This is a genomic window from Enterobacteriaceae endosymbiont of Macroplea mutica, assembly GCF_012571345.1.
Classification (GTDB): domain Bacteria; phylum Pseudomonadota; class Gammaproteobacteria; order Enterobacterales; family Enterobacteriaceae.
Genome location: NZ_CP046218.1, coordinates 25,552 through 40,859, shown reverse-complemented (window position 1 = coordinate 40,859; position 15,308 = coordinate 25,552). Strand labels below are relative to the sequence as shown.

Genomic DNA, 15,308 nt, shown 5'->3' with positions numbered 1-15,308 from the left:
ATATRTGTTAAAATATATAATATAGTTATAATACCGATTGAATATTAGATGCAATATTATTATTTAATATAATACTTACTAATTTTAAATTAAAATTAATAGCATGTTTCACACTTTGTGCAGTTAGTAATTTGTTTTGTTCATCCCATACAACTGGTTTATCTAACCACTGTATATCGGGTACTAAGTTTTTTAAACCAACATAACTTGTCATTTTTGCTGTAGTAAATATATTATGTGTTGCTAAAAATATAGCTGGCGTAGCACATATTGCACCTATAATCCGTTGTGTTTTTTTAAACAATTTAATATAAGATAACAACATATGATTTGTTGCAAAATGTTCTGCTGCTTGCAACCCTCCAGGTAAAATAATAGCAATATGGTTATTTTGCACTTGATAATTTTTTAATAAAATATCAATATATAAATTTGTACCATAAGCACATTTAATTTTATGTTGATTATTTGTACTTATTGTTATCACATTGATTTTACTTCTTGTTAAAATATCAATTGAAGTCACCGCTTCAATATCTTCTACACCATCAGTAACACAAAGTACAACAGAATATTGTGACATACTATATTTTCTCCTTGCATCAAATTAATTTTACGCTAATATATAGGATATTTTTTACATAAATTTATAATATTATTTTTGATATTAATCAAATATGTTGTTTTATTATCAATAATATCAGCAATCCAATGAGTAAGCAATATGACTTCTTTTATTTTAAAACCTCTTTTTGTAATAGCAGGAGTACCTATTCTAATACCTGAAGTAATCATAGCTGTATGCGTATCATCAGGAATTAAATTTTTATTAACAATAATGTTATAATTTTCTAAAAGTTTTTCAGCTTCTACTCCTGTGATATTTTTATTAGTAAGATCGATCACGAATAGATGATTATAAGTTATATTATGAACAATATTAAATTTTCTTTTTTTAAAAATTTTAACCATAACTTTTGCATTTTTTAATATTTGTTTTTGATATAAAATAAATGATGGTTGTAATGCTTCTCTAAATGCACAGGCTTTAGCAGCTATTACATGCATTAATGGGCCTCCTTGACTACCAGGAAATACGCCCTTATCTAATTTATGAAATAAATATTGATTTTGTATCATAGATAATATTAATCCACCTCTAGGTCCTGTTAAAGTTTTATGTGTAGTACTAGTTACAACATGTGCATAAGGTAATGGATTAGGATATAATCCCGTTACAACTAATCCAGCAATATGTGATATATCTACTAAAAAATAAGCTTGTATGATATCCGCAATTTCTCGGATTTTATTCCAACGACATAATCCGGAATATGATGTAAATCCTCCAATAATCATCTTAGGTTTGTATTTTAGAGCTAATCGTAATATATCTTCATAATTAATATGACCTGTATGGTCAGTATGATAAAAAATACTATTGTATATTTGTCCAGAGAAATTTACTTTAGCACCATGAGTTAAATGTCCACCATGTGAACATGATAATCCCATAATAGTATCTCCTGGAGATAGTAAAGCATGATATACTGCGAAATTAGCTTGTGAACCAGAATGAGGTTGCACATTAACATAATCAACTTTAAATAATTTTTTTGCTCGTTGAATAGCTAATTGTTCAATTTGATCAATATATTTACAACCGCCATAATATCTTGCATTAACATATCCTTCAGCATATTTATTTGTTAATTGTGTTCCTTGTATATCCATAATTTCTTGTGAAACATAATTTTCAGATGCAATTAATATAATATTATTTTTTTGACGTATATTTTCTTTATTGATAATATGCCATAATTTTTTATCAGTATGATTATTATTTAACATATATAATATATATCCTTATCAGATAATTATTTAATTCTCTTATTAAAGAAAAAATTTTGAATAATATTAGTACATTCTTTAACCAAAACACCAGTATGTATTTTAATTTTATATGTATTTAATAAATTAGCTAATGGAATACTATGATGTGTATTAGTATTATATATACTAAACACAAGACGTTCTATCCTGCTAATTATAATAGCACCAGTACACATCATGCATGGTTCTAATGTTACATACATAGTAGTATTTAATAACCTATAATTTTGTAAATATGTTCCAGCATTTCTTAATGCAATTATTTCAGCATGTGCTGTAGGATCATGTTTTATAATAGAACTATTTTGACCTTGAGAAATAATTTTATTATTTTTAATAATAACAGCGCCTACAGGAACTTCACCATTGTTTTGTGCTTGTTTGGCTAATTTTAGTGCATGCGTCATCCAATAAATATCATCATGCATTTTATGTGATTAATATTTTATTGTAATAAAATATATTTCTAATTTTATGTATATAAAATATATTCTATATTTTACGATTAATATTTATATATATAATAATATATATAGTTACTTATTATTTGAAAGTATAATTTTATTATAAATATCTTTTATAAATAGTTCAATAAGCTATAATTTGTTATATTTATAATTTTTAGAGAAAATCACATGGTGAAAAATATTAATGCAGTACATGGTATGCATGATTACATGTTTCCAGAGACTATATTATGGGAATATATAGAACATGTAACAAAAAAAATACTAAATAATTATGGTTACCAAGAAATTAAAATACCTATTGTTGAAAAAAATTTATTATATCATCAAACAATTGGTGAAGATACAGATATTGTTACAAAAGAAATGTATAATTTATATGATAAAAATGGTGATATGTTAACTTTACGTCCAGAAGGTACTACTGGTTTTATACGAGCTATATTAGAACATAATCTATTGTATAGATCACATCGTTTATGGTATATTGGTCCTATGTTTCGTTATGAAAGACCACAAAAAGGAAGATATAGACAATTTCACCAAATAGGTATTGAAGCTCTCGGCTTAACAGAACCTTATATTGATGCTGAAATTATAATTCTAACATTTCATATATGGAAAAATTTAAATATTATCAAATATGTAAATTTAGAAGTTAATACTATTGGTTCTATTGCTATCCGAAAAATTTATATGCAACATTTAAAAAAATTTTTTTTAAAAAATATAAAATTATTAGATACAAATAGTATTAAAAAAATAAATTCTAATCCTTTAAGAATTTTAGATAGTAAAAATATAGCAACACAACAATTATTAAAACAAGCACCAAAATTAAAAAATTATTTAGATGCATATAGTATTAATAATTTTAATATATTATGTGATCTATTAAATCATATCGGGATTAAATTTCATATTAATGATAATTTAGTTAGAGGTTTAGATTATTATAATGACATTGTATTTGAATGGACAACAATAAATACTCTAGATACTTTAAAATATACTATTTGTGGTGGTGGTAGATACAATCAATTAATACAACATATGAGTGATAAAAAACAAAATAATGGTGTTGGATGTGCTATTGGCATTGAAAGAGTCTTATTATTATTAAAAAATTTAAAAATTTTTAATATATTTGATACATATCATATCGACATTTATTTAATACCTATGAAAGATAACCATATTTTATATAAAATATTAGAAATACGAGAAAAAATTATAAAAGTTTTCCCTAAAATAAGAATTTTAGTAAGTTATTTGTTTATAAACATTAAAAAACAAATTAAAAAAGCTATAAAACAAAAAGCTCATTTTATATTAATTATTGGTGATGATGAAATATCAAATAATACTATTACCATAAAAGATTTAAAAGCTCATTCTCAAGTAAGTATCTCTGAAACACAATTAATAACTACATTATCTAAAATGATATAACAAAAATAATGTTATAAAAAATTTCATATATTCACGAAATAGAGATATCTTATATATACAATATAAATAATTATTTAACTACATATATTATCAGTATATGGTTTATTTTACAAATAGAATACTATATATAATATAGTCTATGTATGAAAAAATATATTTTTTTAAGAGATTTATATTATGGCATATCATTATCCAATAATCACTATTGTAGGTGCAAATAATACAGGAAAATCTTTTTTATATAATATTTTAACAAAAACAAACGAGGCTATAGTAAATAGTATTCCTGGTTTTACAAGAGATAGACAATATGGATATGGTTATATTCATAAATATACGTATGTTTGTGTTGATACAGGTAATTATTATTTAAATGATGGTATTTTTTTAAATAAATATAATCAAGAAATTAAAATGCAAACTATACAAGCAATTAAAGAAGCAGATTTAGTTATATTATTAGTTAGAGATAATATATTGAATACTTTAGACTATCAAATTTTACAAGATATTAGAACACATAATAAACATATATTATTATTAGTTAATAGTCATAATAAAATAGATATAAAAGAATTATTATCTTTAGGATGTGATATTTACCGTGTTAATTTATTAAAAAATAGCGATCTTAAAAAATTATATAAAATACTGTATATTTTTGTAAAAAAAATATATAAACAACAAAATAAAATGATATTTAATAATATTACTAAAGATAACATTCTTTCTAATCCACAATACATTAAAATTGCCGTTGTAGGTATGCCTAATGTAGGTAAATCTACACTAATTAATCGTATTATTAAAAAAAATCGTATCATTATGCATAGTACCGCAGGTACTACGAGAAATTGTATAATAGTACCTATAGAAAATTACTATAATAATTATAAAAATATAATATTAATTGATACACCTGGAATATATAAAAATAATTCTCACTTAAATATAAATACATATTCTTATAATAAAACTATTATTACAATTAAACAATCTAATATGATATTATTTATTATTGATGGTGGTAAAAAAACATTATATAAAAAAGATATAGCATTAATACAATATATTATTAATCAAGGTAAATCTATTATTATTATTATTAATAAATATGATTTAATTACATCAAATATATTTCATCATTTTAAAAAAAATCTTTATAAGATATATAAATATTTACCAGTTATATGTATATCAGCTAAAACTGGTAGAGGTTGTATGAATATTTTTAAGTTAATCTATCAAATATATAATATTACTCATGCGAAAATTAAAACTTCCAAACTTATGAATATTTTATATGATGCAACAAATAATGTTTCTCCAAATATATATAAAGGTAGACGTATTAAAATAAAATTTATTCATATAATACAATACAATCCATTAGTAATCATGTTGCATGGCAATCAAGTAACTAGATTAAATAATAATTATAAACGTTATTTAATAAATATACTACATACTAAATTGGGTTATATTGGTTCACCTATTATTTTACAATATAAAAATAACCATAATCCATATATACATTAAAGTAATATAACTTTATTCATTTTAATATCATATGAAATATTTTCGTTTTGAAATTGCACCCATGTTACATAGAACTAATAAATATTGTAGATATTTTTATAGATTATTAACTCAAAAAGCATTATTATATACAGAAATGATTCATTGTCATGCTATAATACATAACCAAGATATTTTATTAACAAATTATCATGATGATAATTTAGTATTGCAGTTAGCTGGAAATAATTCTAAAATACTTGCTTTATGTGCTATAAAAGCAGAAAAAATAGGATATAAAGAAATTAATTTTAATGTTGGTTGTCCTTCGTTACAATCACAAAGAAATAATTTTGGTGCTTGTTTAATGAATCATTTACATATTGTTACTGATTGCATTAAAGCTATGTCAGATAGTGTGAATATTCCGGTAACAATTAAAACAAGAATAGGCATTAACGATGCAAATAGTTATGATTTTTTGTGTGAACTAATATATCAATTATCTCATCATGGTTGTAAAAGATTTATTTTGCATGCTAGAAAAGCATTATTATATAATAATCTAACAACAAAAAAAAATTTAACAATACCATTATTAGATTATCCTATAATTTATAAAATTAAAAAAAAATTCCCATCAATTAATATTACACTGAATGGCGGTATTAAAAATTTGTTAGAAGCAAAAAAACATTTACAATATGTTGATGGAGTTATGTTAGGTCGTAGTATTTTACATAATCCTAGAATATTAATGCATGTTGATCAAGCATTATTTTCCATGCAAAAGCCAATACAAAATCCTATTAGTGTGATTGAATCAATGTTCCCTTATATAGAAAAAATGTTAAATAATGGTATAGCATTTTATTCTATTATTACACCTATATTAAATTTTTTCCATGGTATGGAAGGTGCAAAAATTTTTAAACAATACTTAACTAATAAAAATAATTATATAACATATAATAGTATACAAGTTTTAAATAAAGCATTATCTTTTATCAAATAAATAATATAATGATATATAACTTAATAAATTATTTTTAACCTCAAACTTTAACAAATATTTTTATAATTTATGACTAATAATATTACTCAAAAATCAATAATAAGAAAAGATACACAAGTAGAAAATATTAGAATTCCTCCCTATTCTTTAGAAGCTGAACAATCCATATTAGGATCACTAATGCTAGATAATAATCGATGGGAACAAGTTATTGATAAAATTATTACAGAAGATTTTTTTATCTTATCACATAAAATAATTTTTCATGAAATGAAAATTCTTATTGATATTAACAAACCTATTGATTTAATTACATTATCTGAATCCTTAGATAGTAAACATAAATTACTAAAAGTAGGAGGTTTTGCTTATTTAGCTGAATTATCAAAAAATATTCCTAGCATTGCTAATATTTATGCATATATAGATATCGTGCGTGAAAGAGCAATTTTAAGAGAAATGATCGCTGCAGCGAATATTATTGCTGAAGCAGGTTATTATCCTAATGGTAGAAAAAGTGAAGAATTATTAAACTTAGCAGAATCACGTATTTTCCGTATTGCAGAAAAACGTTTAAATAAAGATACTAAACCTAAAAATATAGATGAAATTTTAGAAGTTACAATTTCTAAAATAGAAACATTTTATAAAATGCCTAAAAATGGTGTTACTGGTGTAGACACAGGATATCATGAATTAAATAAAAAAACAGCAGGATTACAAAAATCAGATTTAATTATTATTGCCGCCCGACCAGCTATGGGTAAAACTACTTTAGCCATGAATATTTGTGAATATACTGCTATGTTACAAGATAAACCTGTTTTAATATTTAGTTTAGAAATGCCTTGTGAACAAATTATGATACGCATGTTATCTTCATTATCTAGAGTATATCAAAGTAAAATTAGAACAGGCCAATTAAATGATCATGATTGGCAGAAAATTTCTAATACTATGAATAATTTATTAAAAAAAAAAAATATATATATTGATGATTCTTCAGAATTAACACCTACTGAAATACGTTTAAGATCAAGAAGAATGTTTAGAGAACATAATGGTTTAAGTTTAATTATGATAGATTACTTACAATTAATTAGAGTGCCATCGCTTTCTTTTAATCGTACATTAGAAATTACGGAAATTTCTCGTTCTTTAAAATCATTAGCAAAAGAACTGCATGTGCCAGTTATTGCTTTATCGCAATTAAATCGATCTTTAGAACAAAGAGCTGATAAACGTCCCATGAATTCAGATTTACGAGAATCTGGTTCTATAGAACAAGATGCAGATTTAATAATTTTTATATATAGAGATGAACTCTATAATGCACATAGTGCATTACAAGGAATTGCAGAGATTATTATTGGTAAACAACGTAATGGTCCTATTGGTAATATTAAATTAACATTTAATAATAAAATTGCTAGATTTGATAATTATATAGACTATTATAATGGTATTGATTCATAATCATATGTTATTTTATATGCAGTCATTATTAAAATATATTTTTTTATTTAACAAAATTGATTTTTTATGGATATAATTTATGTTAAAAATTTTTAATACTTTAAGTAAAAAAAAAGAAATATTTCGCACAATATTACATAAACATATTAAAATGTATGTGTGTGGTGTTACTCCTTATGACACATGTCATATTGGTCATGGAAGAACATTTATAATTTTTGATATTATGATTAGATATTTCCAGTTTTTAGGTTATAAAATTACATATATACGTAATATTACAGATATAGATGATAAAATAATAAAACTAGTTAAAAATAATAATATGAAATATATGCAAAATATTGTATCTAATATTATTAATCTTATGCATACGGATTTAAATAAATTAAATATTATACATCCTACTATTGAACCTAAAGTAACAAAACATATTAATGAAATTATTCAATTTATACAAATTCTTTTAGAAAAACAACATGCATATATAGCTAATAATGGTGATGTTGTGTTTGATGTTTCTAGTTATCAATATTATGGCCAATTATCACGGCAAAAAACACATAAAAATTTTTTAAATATAAATTTTATAGATACATTTTTTAAAAAACATTGTCAAGATTTTGTKCTATGGAAAAAATGTTTACAGAAACAAATAGGATGGTTATCACCATGGGGATATGGCAGACCTGGTTGGCATATAGAATGTAGCGCAATAAGTTATAAATATTTTGGATATAATTTTGATATACATGGAGGTGGGAATGATTTAATTTTTCCACATCATGAAAATGAAATAGCACAATCACAATGCATGCATCCCTTATTTAAGGTTAATTTTTGGATTCATACTGGGATGATTATTATTAATAATACAAAAATGTCTAAAACATTACAAAATGATATTAAACTGAAAGATATATTATCTAAATATAATAATGAAGTTATTCGTTATTTTTTTACTATTACACATTATCGTAGACCAATAATTTTTCATGAAGAAAAACTTCAAAAAGCTTGTATTGTTATGAAAAAACTATATAGAGCTATTTATAATATAAGTAAAATAAAAGAAATAAATCTTAAAAATATTCCATGTAGTAATTTAGAAAAACAATTCTATGATGCCATGAATGATGATTTTAATACACCAAAAGCATATAGTATTTTATTCAAAATATCACATAATATAAATATTGCTTATCATAAAAAAAATTTTATTTTACAACAACATTTAATGTTACTTTTAAAAAAATTAGGTAATATTTTAGGTATATTATTTTATAATCCAAAATCTTATTTTACAAATCATACAACAAAAATTTTACATAAATTAGAAATAGAACAATTAATTCAAAAACGTTGTGTAGCGAGAAAAAAAAAATTATGGGGAGAAGCTGATAATATTCGTAATTTTTTACAAAAAAATAATATTTTTTTAGAAGATTTGCATGACAAAACAATATGGAAATTATAAAATTAATATTATCCTAAATATTAGATATAATTTTAATGATTAAAGTCAATAAACTTATACATAAATTACGTGAAAAAATAAATATTTGTAATTATAAATATTATGTATTGAATAAACCGGCAATTACTGACCAACAATATGATTTATTACTTTTAAAGTTAGAAAAACTAGAACGTTACATACCATTAGAAAAAAAACAAAAATCTCCTACACAAAATATTAATGATTCATTATTAAAACATTACAAACAAATTGCGCATAAAACACCAATGTTATCTTTACAAAATACGTTTAACAGTCAGTTTTTATATAAACAATTTATTTGTTTATATAAAAAATATATCAACTATAAAAATTTTTTTTGTTGTGAATTAAAATTTGATGGTGTGGCTATTAATCTTTTATATATTAATGGACATTTAATACATGGTTTAACAAGAGGTAATGGATATATAGGTGAAGATATTACACATAATATTTCTTTAATTAAGGATATACCGATAAAATTAAAAGGTAACAATATTCCACAAACATTAGAAGTACGCGGTGAAATTTTTATAACCAAAAAAAATTTTTATTATATTAATCAAAATTTTTTGATGCAAAAAAAAAAATTTTGTAATACTAGAAGTGCTGTTGTTGGACTTTTACGTATGCGTAATATAAATAATTACGCTAATTTATTAAGTTTTTTTTGTTATGGTGTTGGTTTTGCTAATCGTAATATAGCCTGTTATCATACAACATTACTTAAACAATGCAAAACATATGGATTGCCTATCTCTAGTAATATTATATCTTGCACAACATTACAAGAAATTATCCAATTTTATGATTTTTTTAAAACAAATAGGCATAAATTATCGTATGACATTGATGGTATTGTAATTAAAATTAATGATATTTTTTTACAAAAACAAATTGGTTGTAATTCACGAGCACCAAAATGGGCTATAGCGTATAAGTTTCCTTCACAAGAAAAAAGTACAATATTAAAACAAATTTTTTTTCAAACAGGACGTACTGGCATTATTACACCTATAGCATACTTTAAGAGTATTAAAATTTCAGGAGTGAAAATTTGTTATGCTACATTATATAATATTAATGAAATTTATAGATTAGATTTAAAAATAGGTGATATAATTACTATACAACGTTGTGGCAATGTTATACCTAAAATTATACATGTAGTAAAAAGTAAAAGAACAAAACAACATAGCAATAAAATTATTATACCACAATTTTGTCCTAGTTGTAATGCTAAAATTATTAATAATAATAATTTATTATATTGTTCAGCTAGTTTTTCTTGTAAAGCACAGTTTAAGGAATATTTAAAACATTTTATATCTAGAAATGCTATAAATATTAAATATGTAGGTAAACAATTAATTTATCGTTTAGTAGAAAAAAATATAATATCCAATGTTATGGATTTATTTGCACTCAATAAAAAACAATTGAGATTACTAAATCTAGGCGAGACTACTATACAAAAAATATTATTATCTTTATATGCCAAACATAAAGTTTATTTACATAATTTCTTATTTGCTTTAGGAATTAAAAATATGGGTATTGTTACTTCAAAAAATATTGCGGATCATTTTGTTACTTTAGAAAATTTTTTAAAAACTGATAAATATCATTTATTAAAAATTAATGGTATCGGTCTTAAAACTATAAGTTATATATGTAGTTTTTTAAAAAAAAAAGATAATATACAATATATTAATTTATTAAGACAAAAAATAGACATTATTTATTTAAATATAACTCAATAAAAATATTATTATTTTATATGGTAAAGATATAATGATAATATTCAAAATAAAACATAGATATATATATTATCTATGTCTTTTAAAAATATATTTATGTTATATTACAAAATATTACAAATTTTAAAAGAAATATTATATGGAAAAAATCAAGATTATCATAGAAAAATATTTTAAAACACATAATTTAAATGATAAATCTATCTTACATAATGAAGAAATTATTACATATGTTTATCAAATTATTAAAATGTTAAATAATGGAGAATTAAGAGTTGCAGAAAAAAAACAAAACACATGGATAACACATACATGGATTAAACAAGCCATACTATTGTATTTTAAAATACAAAAAAATTTTTTAATTCAACATGATCATAGTAATTACTATGATAAAATACCTTTAAAATTTAATAAATTTACAGATAATGATTTTCAACAGATAGGATGCAGAATAGTACCTCCTGCAACTATAAGATATGGCGCATATCTTGGTAAGAATAGTGTTGTTATGCCTTCATTTATTAATATAGGTGCATATATAGCACACAGTACTATGATTGATACTTGGGCTACTATTGGCTCATGTGCTCAAATAGGTCAAAACGTACATATTTCTGGTGGTGTTGGTATTGGGGGAGTATTAGAACCGATACAAAATACTCCTACTATTATCGAGGATAATTGTTTTATTGGTGCTAGATCTGAGATTGTTGAAGGTGTTATTATTGGAAAAGGTTCTGTTATTTCTATGGGTGTATTTATCGGACAAAGTACAAAAATATATGATAGAACTAACGGTCTAATCTATTATGGTAAAGTACCAAAATATTCAGTAGTGGTACCAGGAACTTTACCATCACAAGATGGTAAATATAATTTATATTGTGTAATTATTGTTAAAAAGGTTAATGCAAAAACTTTAAGTAAAATTCAAATAAATGAAATTTTACGTTATAATAGTTAATCTTTTTATGATATTTTTACATAAAAAATACACCTGGGAGGATTCGAACCTCCGTCCGTTCGGTTCGTAGCCGAATACTCTATCCACTGAGTTACAGGTGCATAAAAATTATCTGCGGTGAGAGAGAGATTCGAACCCTCGATATAACATAATTATATACACCCTTAGCAGGGGTGCGCCTTCAACCACTCGGCCATCTCACCTACATAATATCGTAATTTCATTTTTTATGATAGCATAAAATATAATAAAATGTATAATAAATACATATATAAATACTAAATAAATGTTCAATATATTTTTAAATTGTTTGTTGGTTTTTTTCTGCTTGTATACGTTGATAAATTTCTTCACGATGTACGGCAATGTCTTTAGGAGCATTTACACCAATGCGCACCTGATTTCCTTTAATACCTAATACGGTGACTATAACATTATCACCAATCATAAGAGTTTCTCCCACTCTACGAGTAAGAATTAGCATCTTTTTTTTTTCTCCTTGAAAAATATCAATGCAATATTATTAATATTTAATTAAAATATTTTATCATTTTAATATATATTAAAATGTATAAATTTAATATATAAAATATTAATTATTTTTTTTTTCATGCAGTAACATATTAATTTTATTTAAAATAAATGTTTTAATCTTAGATATGAAACAGTAATATTGATCTATATTATTATTAATGATAATCTGTGCGGCTGATTTTGTGCCATTTATATTATATTTAGTAGTATTACTTATATTAAGATTAATAATATCTAATGCATTTATATTTAAGTTAGGTGTAATTTTTATTAAAATAAAGATTTTTTTAATCCATATTGTAGATAATATAATAATAAATTTATCAAATTTGTTTATCATATTTTTTAATATATAATTAAATTGTATTGGATCATAATCATATAATTCACTAATTAAAAGGTTAATATTATTAAATATAATATTATCTTGTATTATTTTTTTAATTATTTGCTTTGCAATATAATTTTCTGCTTTTTGTAATCGTTTGTGTATAACACTATTTTTATTTTGATAGTTCATAATATAATTAACAACATTTTTATCATCTATTTTAAACATTTCCGTAATAGATTTTATAATTTTATCTCTTGTTTGTATATATGATAAAGCATTTTTATGTGTAACAGCATGTATTCTTTTAATTCCATGTGCAATACTTAGGCATTTAATAATTTTTAACAAACCTATTTCACATGTTGTGGTAACGTGTGTGCCACAACATAATTCTTTAGAAAGATTGAGAATATGTATTACCCGAACAATATCATTGTATTGTTCGTTTTGTAAAAAAATAATATTATCTTGTAGATTAATATTTTGTTTTGATATATTATAAGAAGTAACATGGATGTTTTTAAATATATATTGATTAATCATGTTTTCTATATTTATAATTTGTTTTGATGTAATAGATAAATTATATAAAAAATCAAATCTGAAATATTCTGAAGTAATTAAAGAACCTTTTTGCTGTATGTGTGTGCCTAATATTTTACGCAAGCTATAATTTAATAAGTGTGTTGCCGTATGATTTCTACTAATTTGATTACGATAAATAAGATCAATTTCTGCAGTTACTATATCATTTTGTACTAATTCACCTTGTATCATGATGCCGTTATGTAATATTAAATTACCTTGTATAGTAGTTGTTATAACTTGAAAAATATTTTCATTATTTTTTTTTATAAACCCTATATCACCTAATTGTCCGCCAGATTCACCATAAAATGGAGTAATGTCTAATATTATAATAGCTTTATCATTTTTAATAATTTTTTGTATAATATGATTTTGGAAATAAATATTTAAAATTTTACTTTTTGTATTAATATGGTTATATCCAAGAAACTGTGTTTGACTATTATGATAAAAAACGTTTATGTTTTTTTTAAACAAGCTATTATTTTTAGATCGAGAACGTTGTTTATTTAATAATTTTAAAAAAATATTTTGTTCCATAATAATATTTTGTTGCAAACAAATTTCTTTAATTGCATCTAAAGACAAACCTAATGTATCATATAAATAAAAAATTTTTTCTCCTGGTAAAATATTATTTTCTAAATATAAAATTTCTTTTTTTAAATAACTTATACCTTTTGTTAAAATTAGATGAAAATTCTGTTCTTCTTGTTTAATAGTATTTTTGATTAATAAATATTGTTTTTGTAATAATTCTTTATCTCTATTAAATGCAATTTCATTAATAAAAAACTGTACTAATTTATATAAAAAAATGTTTTTATATCCTAGCATTATGCCATGATTAATAGCTCTTCTTATAATTTTTCTTAAAATATATCCTCTATGTTCATTACTAGGCATAACACCATATGCAATTAAAAATATTGATGTTCTAAGGTGATCTGCAATCACATTTAAATGATGATGTTTAATAAAATTTAAATGTAATATATGAGCAATATGTTGAATTAATTTTTCAAAAATATCTATTTTATAAATAGAATCTACTCCTTGTAAGATACTACTAATTCTTTCTAAACCCATTCCTGTATCTATAGACTTAATAGGTAATATAGTTAATTGTTTATGTAAATTTTGATTAAATTGTATAAACACAATATTCCATATTTCAATAAAACGTTCGCCAGTATTATTTTGTATGTTACCAGATAAATGTTCGCCTAAATCATAAAATATTTCCGTAGATGGTCCACAAGGACCTATAGTATCCATATGCCAAAAATTATCTGAATAATATTGTTGGTTATTTTTATCATATATGAGAATAATATGTGTTTTAGGGATACCAATCTTATTTAACCAAATATTATATGTTTCAGTATCAGTATAATATACTGTAATAAAAATTTTTTTTGGGTTTAAATGAAACCATTTGCTACATGTTAATAATTCCCAAGCTAAAGTTATAGCTTCTTCTTTAAAATAATTTCCAAAACTAAAATTACCTAGCATTTCAAAAAACGTATGATGACGATTTGTAAAACCTATATTTTTTAAATCATTATTCTTTCCACCAGCACGAACACATTTTTGTACAGTTACTATATTTGGATATGGTGATTGTGCAGCACCTAAAAAATATTTTTTAAATTGATTCATGCCAGCATTAGTAAATAATAAAGAATTATCATTATGTGGTATAATAGAACTACCAGGCATAATTTTATGTTTTTTAATATGGAAAAAATCTAAAAACATTTGGCAAATTTGTGTTGTTGTACATACCATTACATATAA

At 22.7% G+C, this 15,308-nt stretch carries 12 protein-coding genes and 2 tRNA genes; 7 read left to right on the top strand and 7 right to left on the bottom strand.

Translation table 11 applies throughout. The features are described 5' to 3' along the window. Positions 1 to 25: 25 nt before the first annotated feature. Genes GJT87_RS00220 through tadA form a run of 3 tightly spaced genes read right to left on the bottom strand, consistent with a single transcriptional unit; the run spans position 26 to position 2,321 of the window. Entirely contained in the window at positions 26 to 583 is a 558-nt protein-coding gene (locus tag GJT87_RS00220) for a DJ-1/PfpI family protein (RefSeq protein WP_168895428.1), read from the bottom strand. A gap of 35 nt (positions 584 to 618) precedes the next feature. Further along, positions 619 to 1,851, bottom strand: a complete 1,233-nt coding sequence (glyA, locus tag GJT87_RS00215; protein WP_168895427.1) for a serine hydroxymethyltransferase — start codon at positions 1,849 to 1,851, stop codon at positions 619 to 621. A gap of 26 nt (positions 1,852 to 1,877) precedes the next feature. Continuing rightward, on the bottom strand, positions 1,878 to 2,321 hold the full coding sequence (gene tadA, locus GJT87_RS00210; protein WP_168895426.1) for a tRNA adenosine(34) deaminase TadA: 444 nt from the start codon (positions 2,319 to 2,321) through the stop codon (positions 1,878 to 1,880). 207 nt (positions 2,322 to 2,528) lie between these two features. On the opposite strand from tadA, the gene hisS reads away from it, so the two are divergent. From hisS to dapD, 7 genes are all read left to right on the top strand, one after another. Then, positions 2,529 to 3,812, top strand: a complete 1,284-nt coding sequence (hisS, locus tag GJT87_RS00205; protein ID WP_168895425.1) for a histidine--tRNA ligase — start codon at positions 2,529 to 2,531, stop codon at positions 3,810 to 3,812. Between the two features lie 177 nt (positions 3,813 to 3,989). Then, positions 3,990 to 5,351 (top strand): ribosome biogenesis GTPase Der, encoded by a 1,362-nt coding sequence (gene der / locus GJT87_RS00200; protein WP_168895424.1) that lies wholly within the window; start codon positions 3,990 to 3,992, stop codon positions 5,349 to 5,351. 31 nt (positions 5,352 to 5,382) lie between these two features. Continuing rightward, positions 5,383 to 6,345, top strand: a complete 963-nt coding sequence (dusA, locus tag GJT87_RS00195; RefSeq protein WP_168895423.1) for a tRNA dihydrouridine(20/20a) synthase DusA — start codon at positions 5,383 to 5,385, stop codon at positions 6,343 to 6,345. A gap of 69 nt (positions 6,346 to 6,414) precedes the next feature. Next, positions 6,415 to 7,821, top strand: a complete 1,407-nt coding sequence (gene dnaB / locus GJT87_RS00190; RefSeq protein WP_168895422.1) for a replicative DNA helicase — start codon at positions 6,415 to 6,417, stop codon at positions 7,819 to 7,821. 79 nt (positions 7,822 to 7,900) lie between these two features. Next, on the top strand, positions 7,901 to 9,298 hold the full coding sequence (gene cysS, locus GJT87_RS00185; protein WP_168895421.1) for a cysteine--tRNA ligase: 1,398 nt from the start codon (positions 7,901 to 7,903) through the stop codon (positions 9,296 to 9,298). A gap of 35 nt (positions 9,299 to 9,333) precedes the next feature. Next, positions 9,334 to 11,085, top strand: coding sequence for an NAD-dependent DNA ligase LigA (gene ligA, locus GJT87_RS00180; RefSeq protein ID WP_168895420.1), 1,752 nt, complete (start codon positions 9,334 to 9,336; stop codon positions 11,083 to 11,085). Positions 11,086 to 11,221: 136 nt separating this feature from the next. Continuing rightward, on the top strand, positions 11,222 to 12,049 hold the full coding sequence (gene dapD, locus GJT87_RS00175) for a 2,3,4,5-tetrahydropyridine-2,6-dicarboxylate N-succinyltransferase (RefSeq protein ID WP_168895419.1): 828 nt from the start codon (positions 11,222 to 11,224) through the stop codon (positions 12,047 to 12,049). A 28-nt stretch (positions 12,050 to 12,077) separates the two neighbouring features. Here the strand turns inward: dapD and GJT87_RS00170 are convergent. The 4 genes from GJT87_RS00170 to alaS all read right to left on the bottom strand — a co-directional run bounded on the left by GJT87_RS00170 (position 12,078) and on the right by alaS (position 15,299). Beyond that, positions 12,078 to 12,150, bottom strand: a tRNA-Arg gene (locus tag GJT87_RS00170). A 14-nt stretch (positions 12,151 to 12,164) separates the two neighbouring features. Next, a tRNA-Ser gene (locus GJT87_RS00165) sits at positions 12,165 to 12,252 on the bottom strand. A 98-nt stretch (positions 12,253 to 12,350) separates the two neighbouring features. Then, positions 12,351 to 12,533 carry a carbon storage regulator CsrA gene (gene csrA, locus GJT87_RS00160; protein WP_168895418.1) on the bottom strand — a complete coding sequence of 61 codons (183 nt, stop codon included), beginning with the start codon at positions 12,531 to 12,533 and terminating at the stop codon, positions 12,351 to 12,353. 108 nt (positions 12,534 to 12,641) lie between these two features. Continuing rightward, on the bottom strand, positions 12,642 to 15,299 hold the full coding sequence (gene alaS, locus GJT87_RS00155) for an alanine--tRNA ligase (protein ID WP_168895417.1): 2,658 nt from the start codon (positions 15,297 to 15,299) through the stop codon (positions 12,642 to 12,644). Between the last annotated feature and the right edge of the window lie 9 nt (positions 15,300 to 15,308).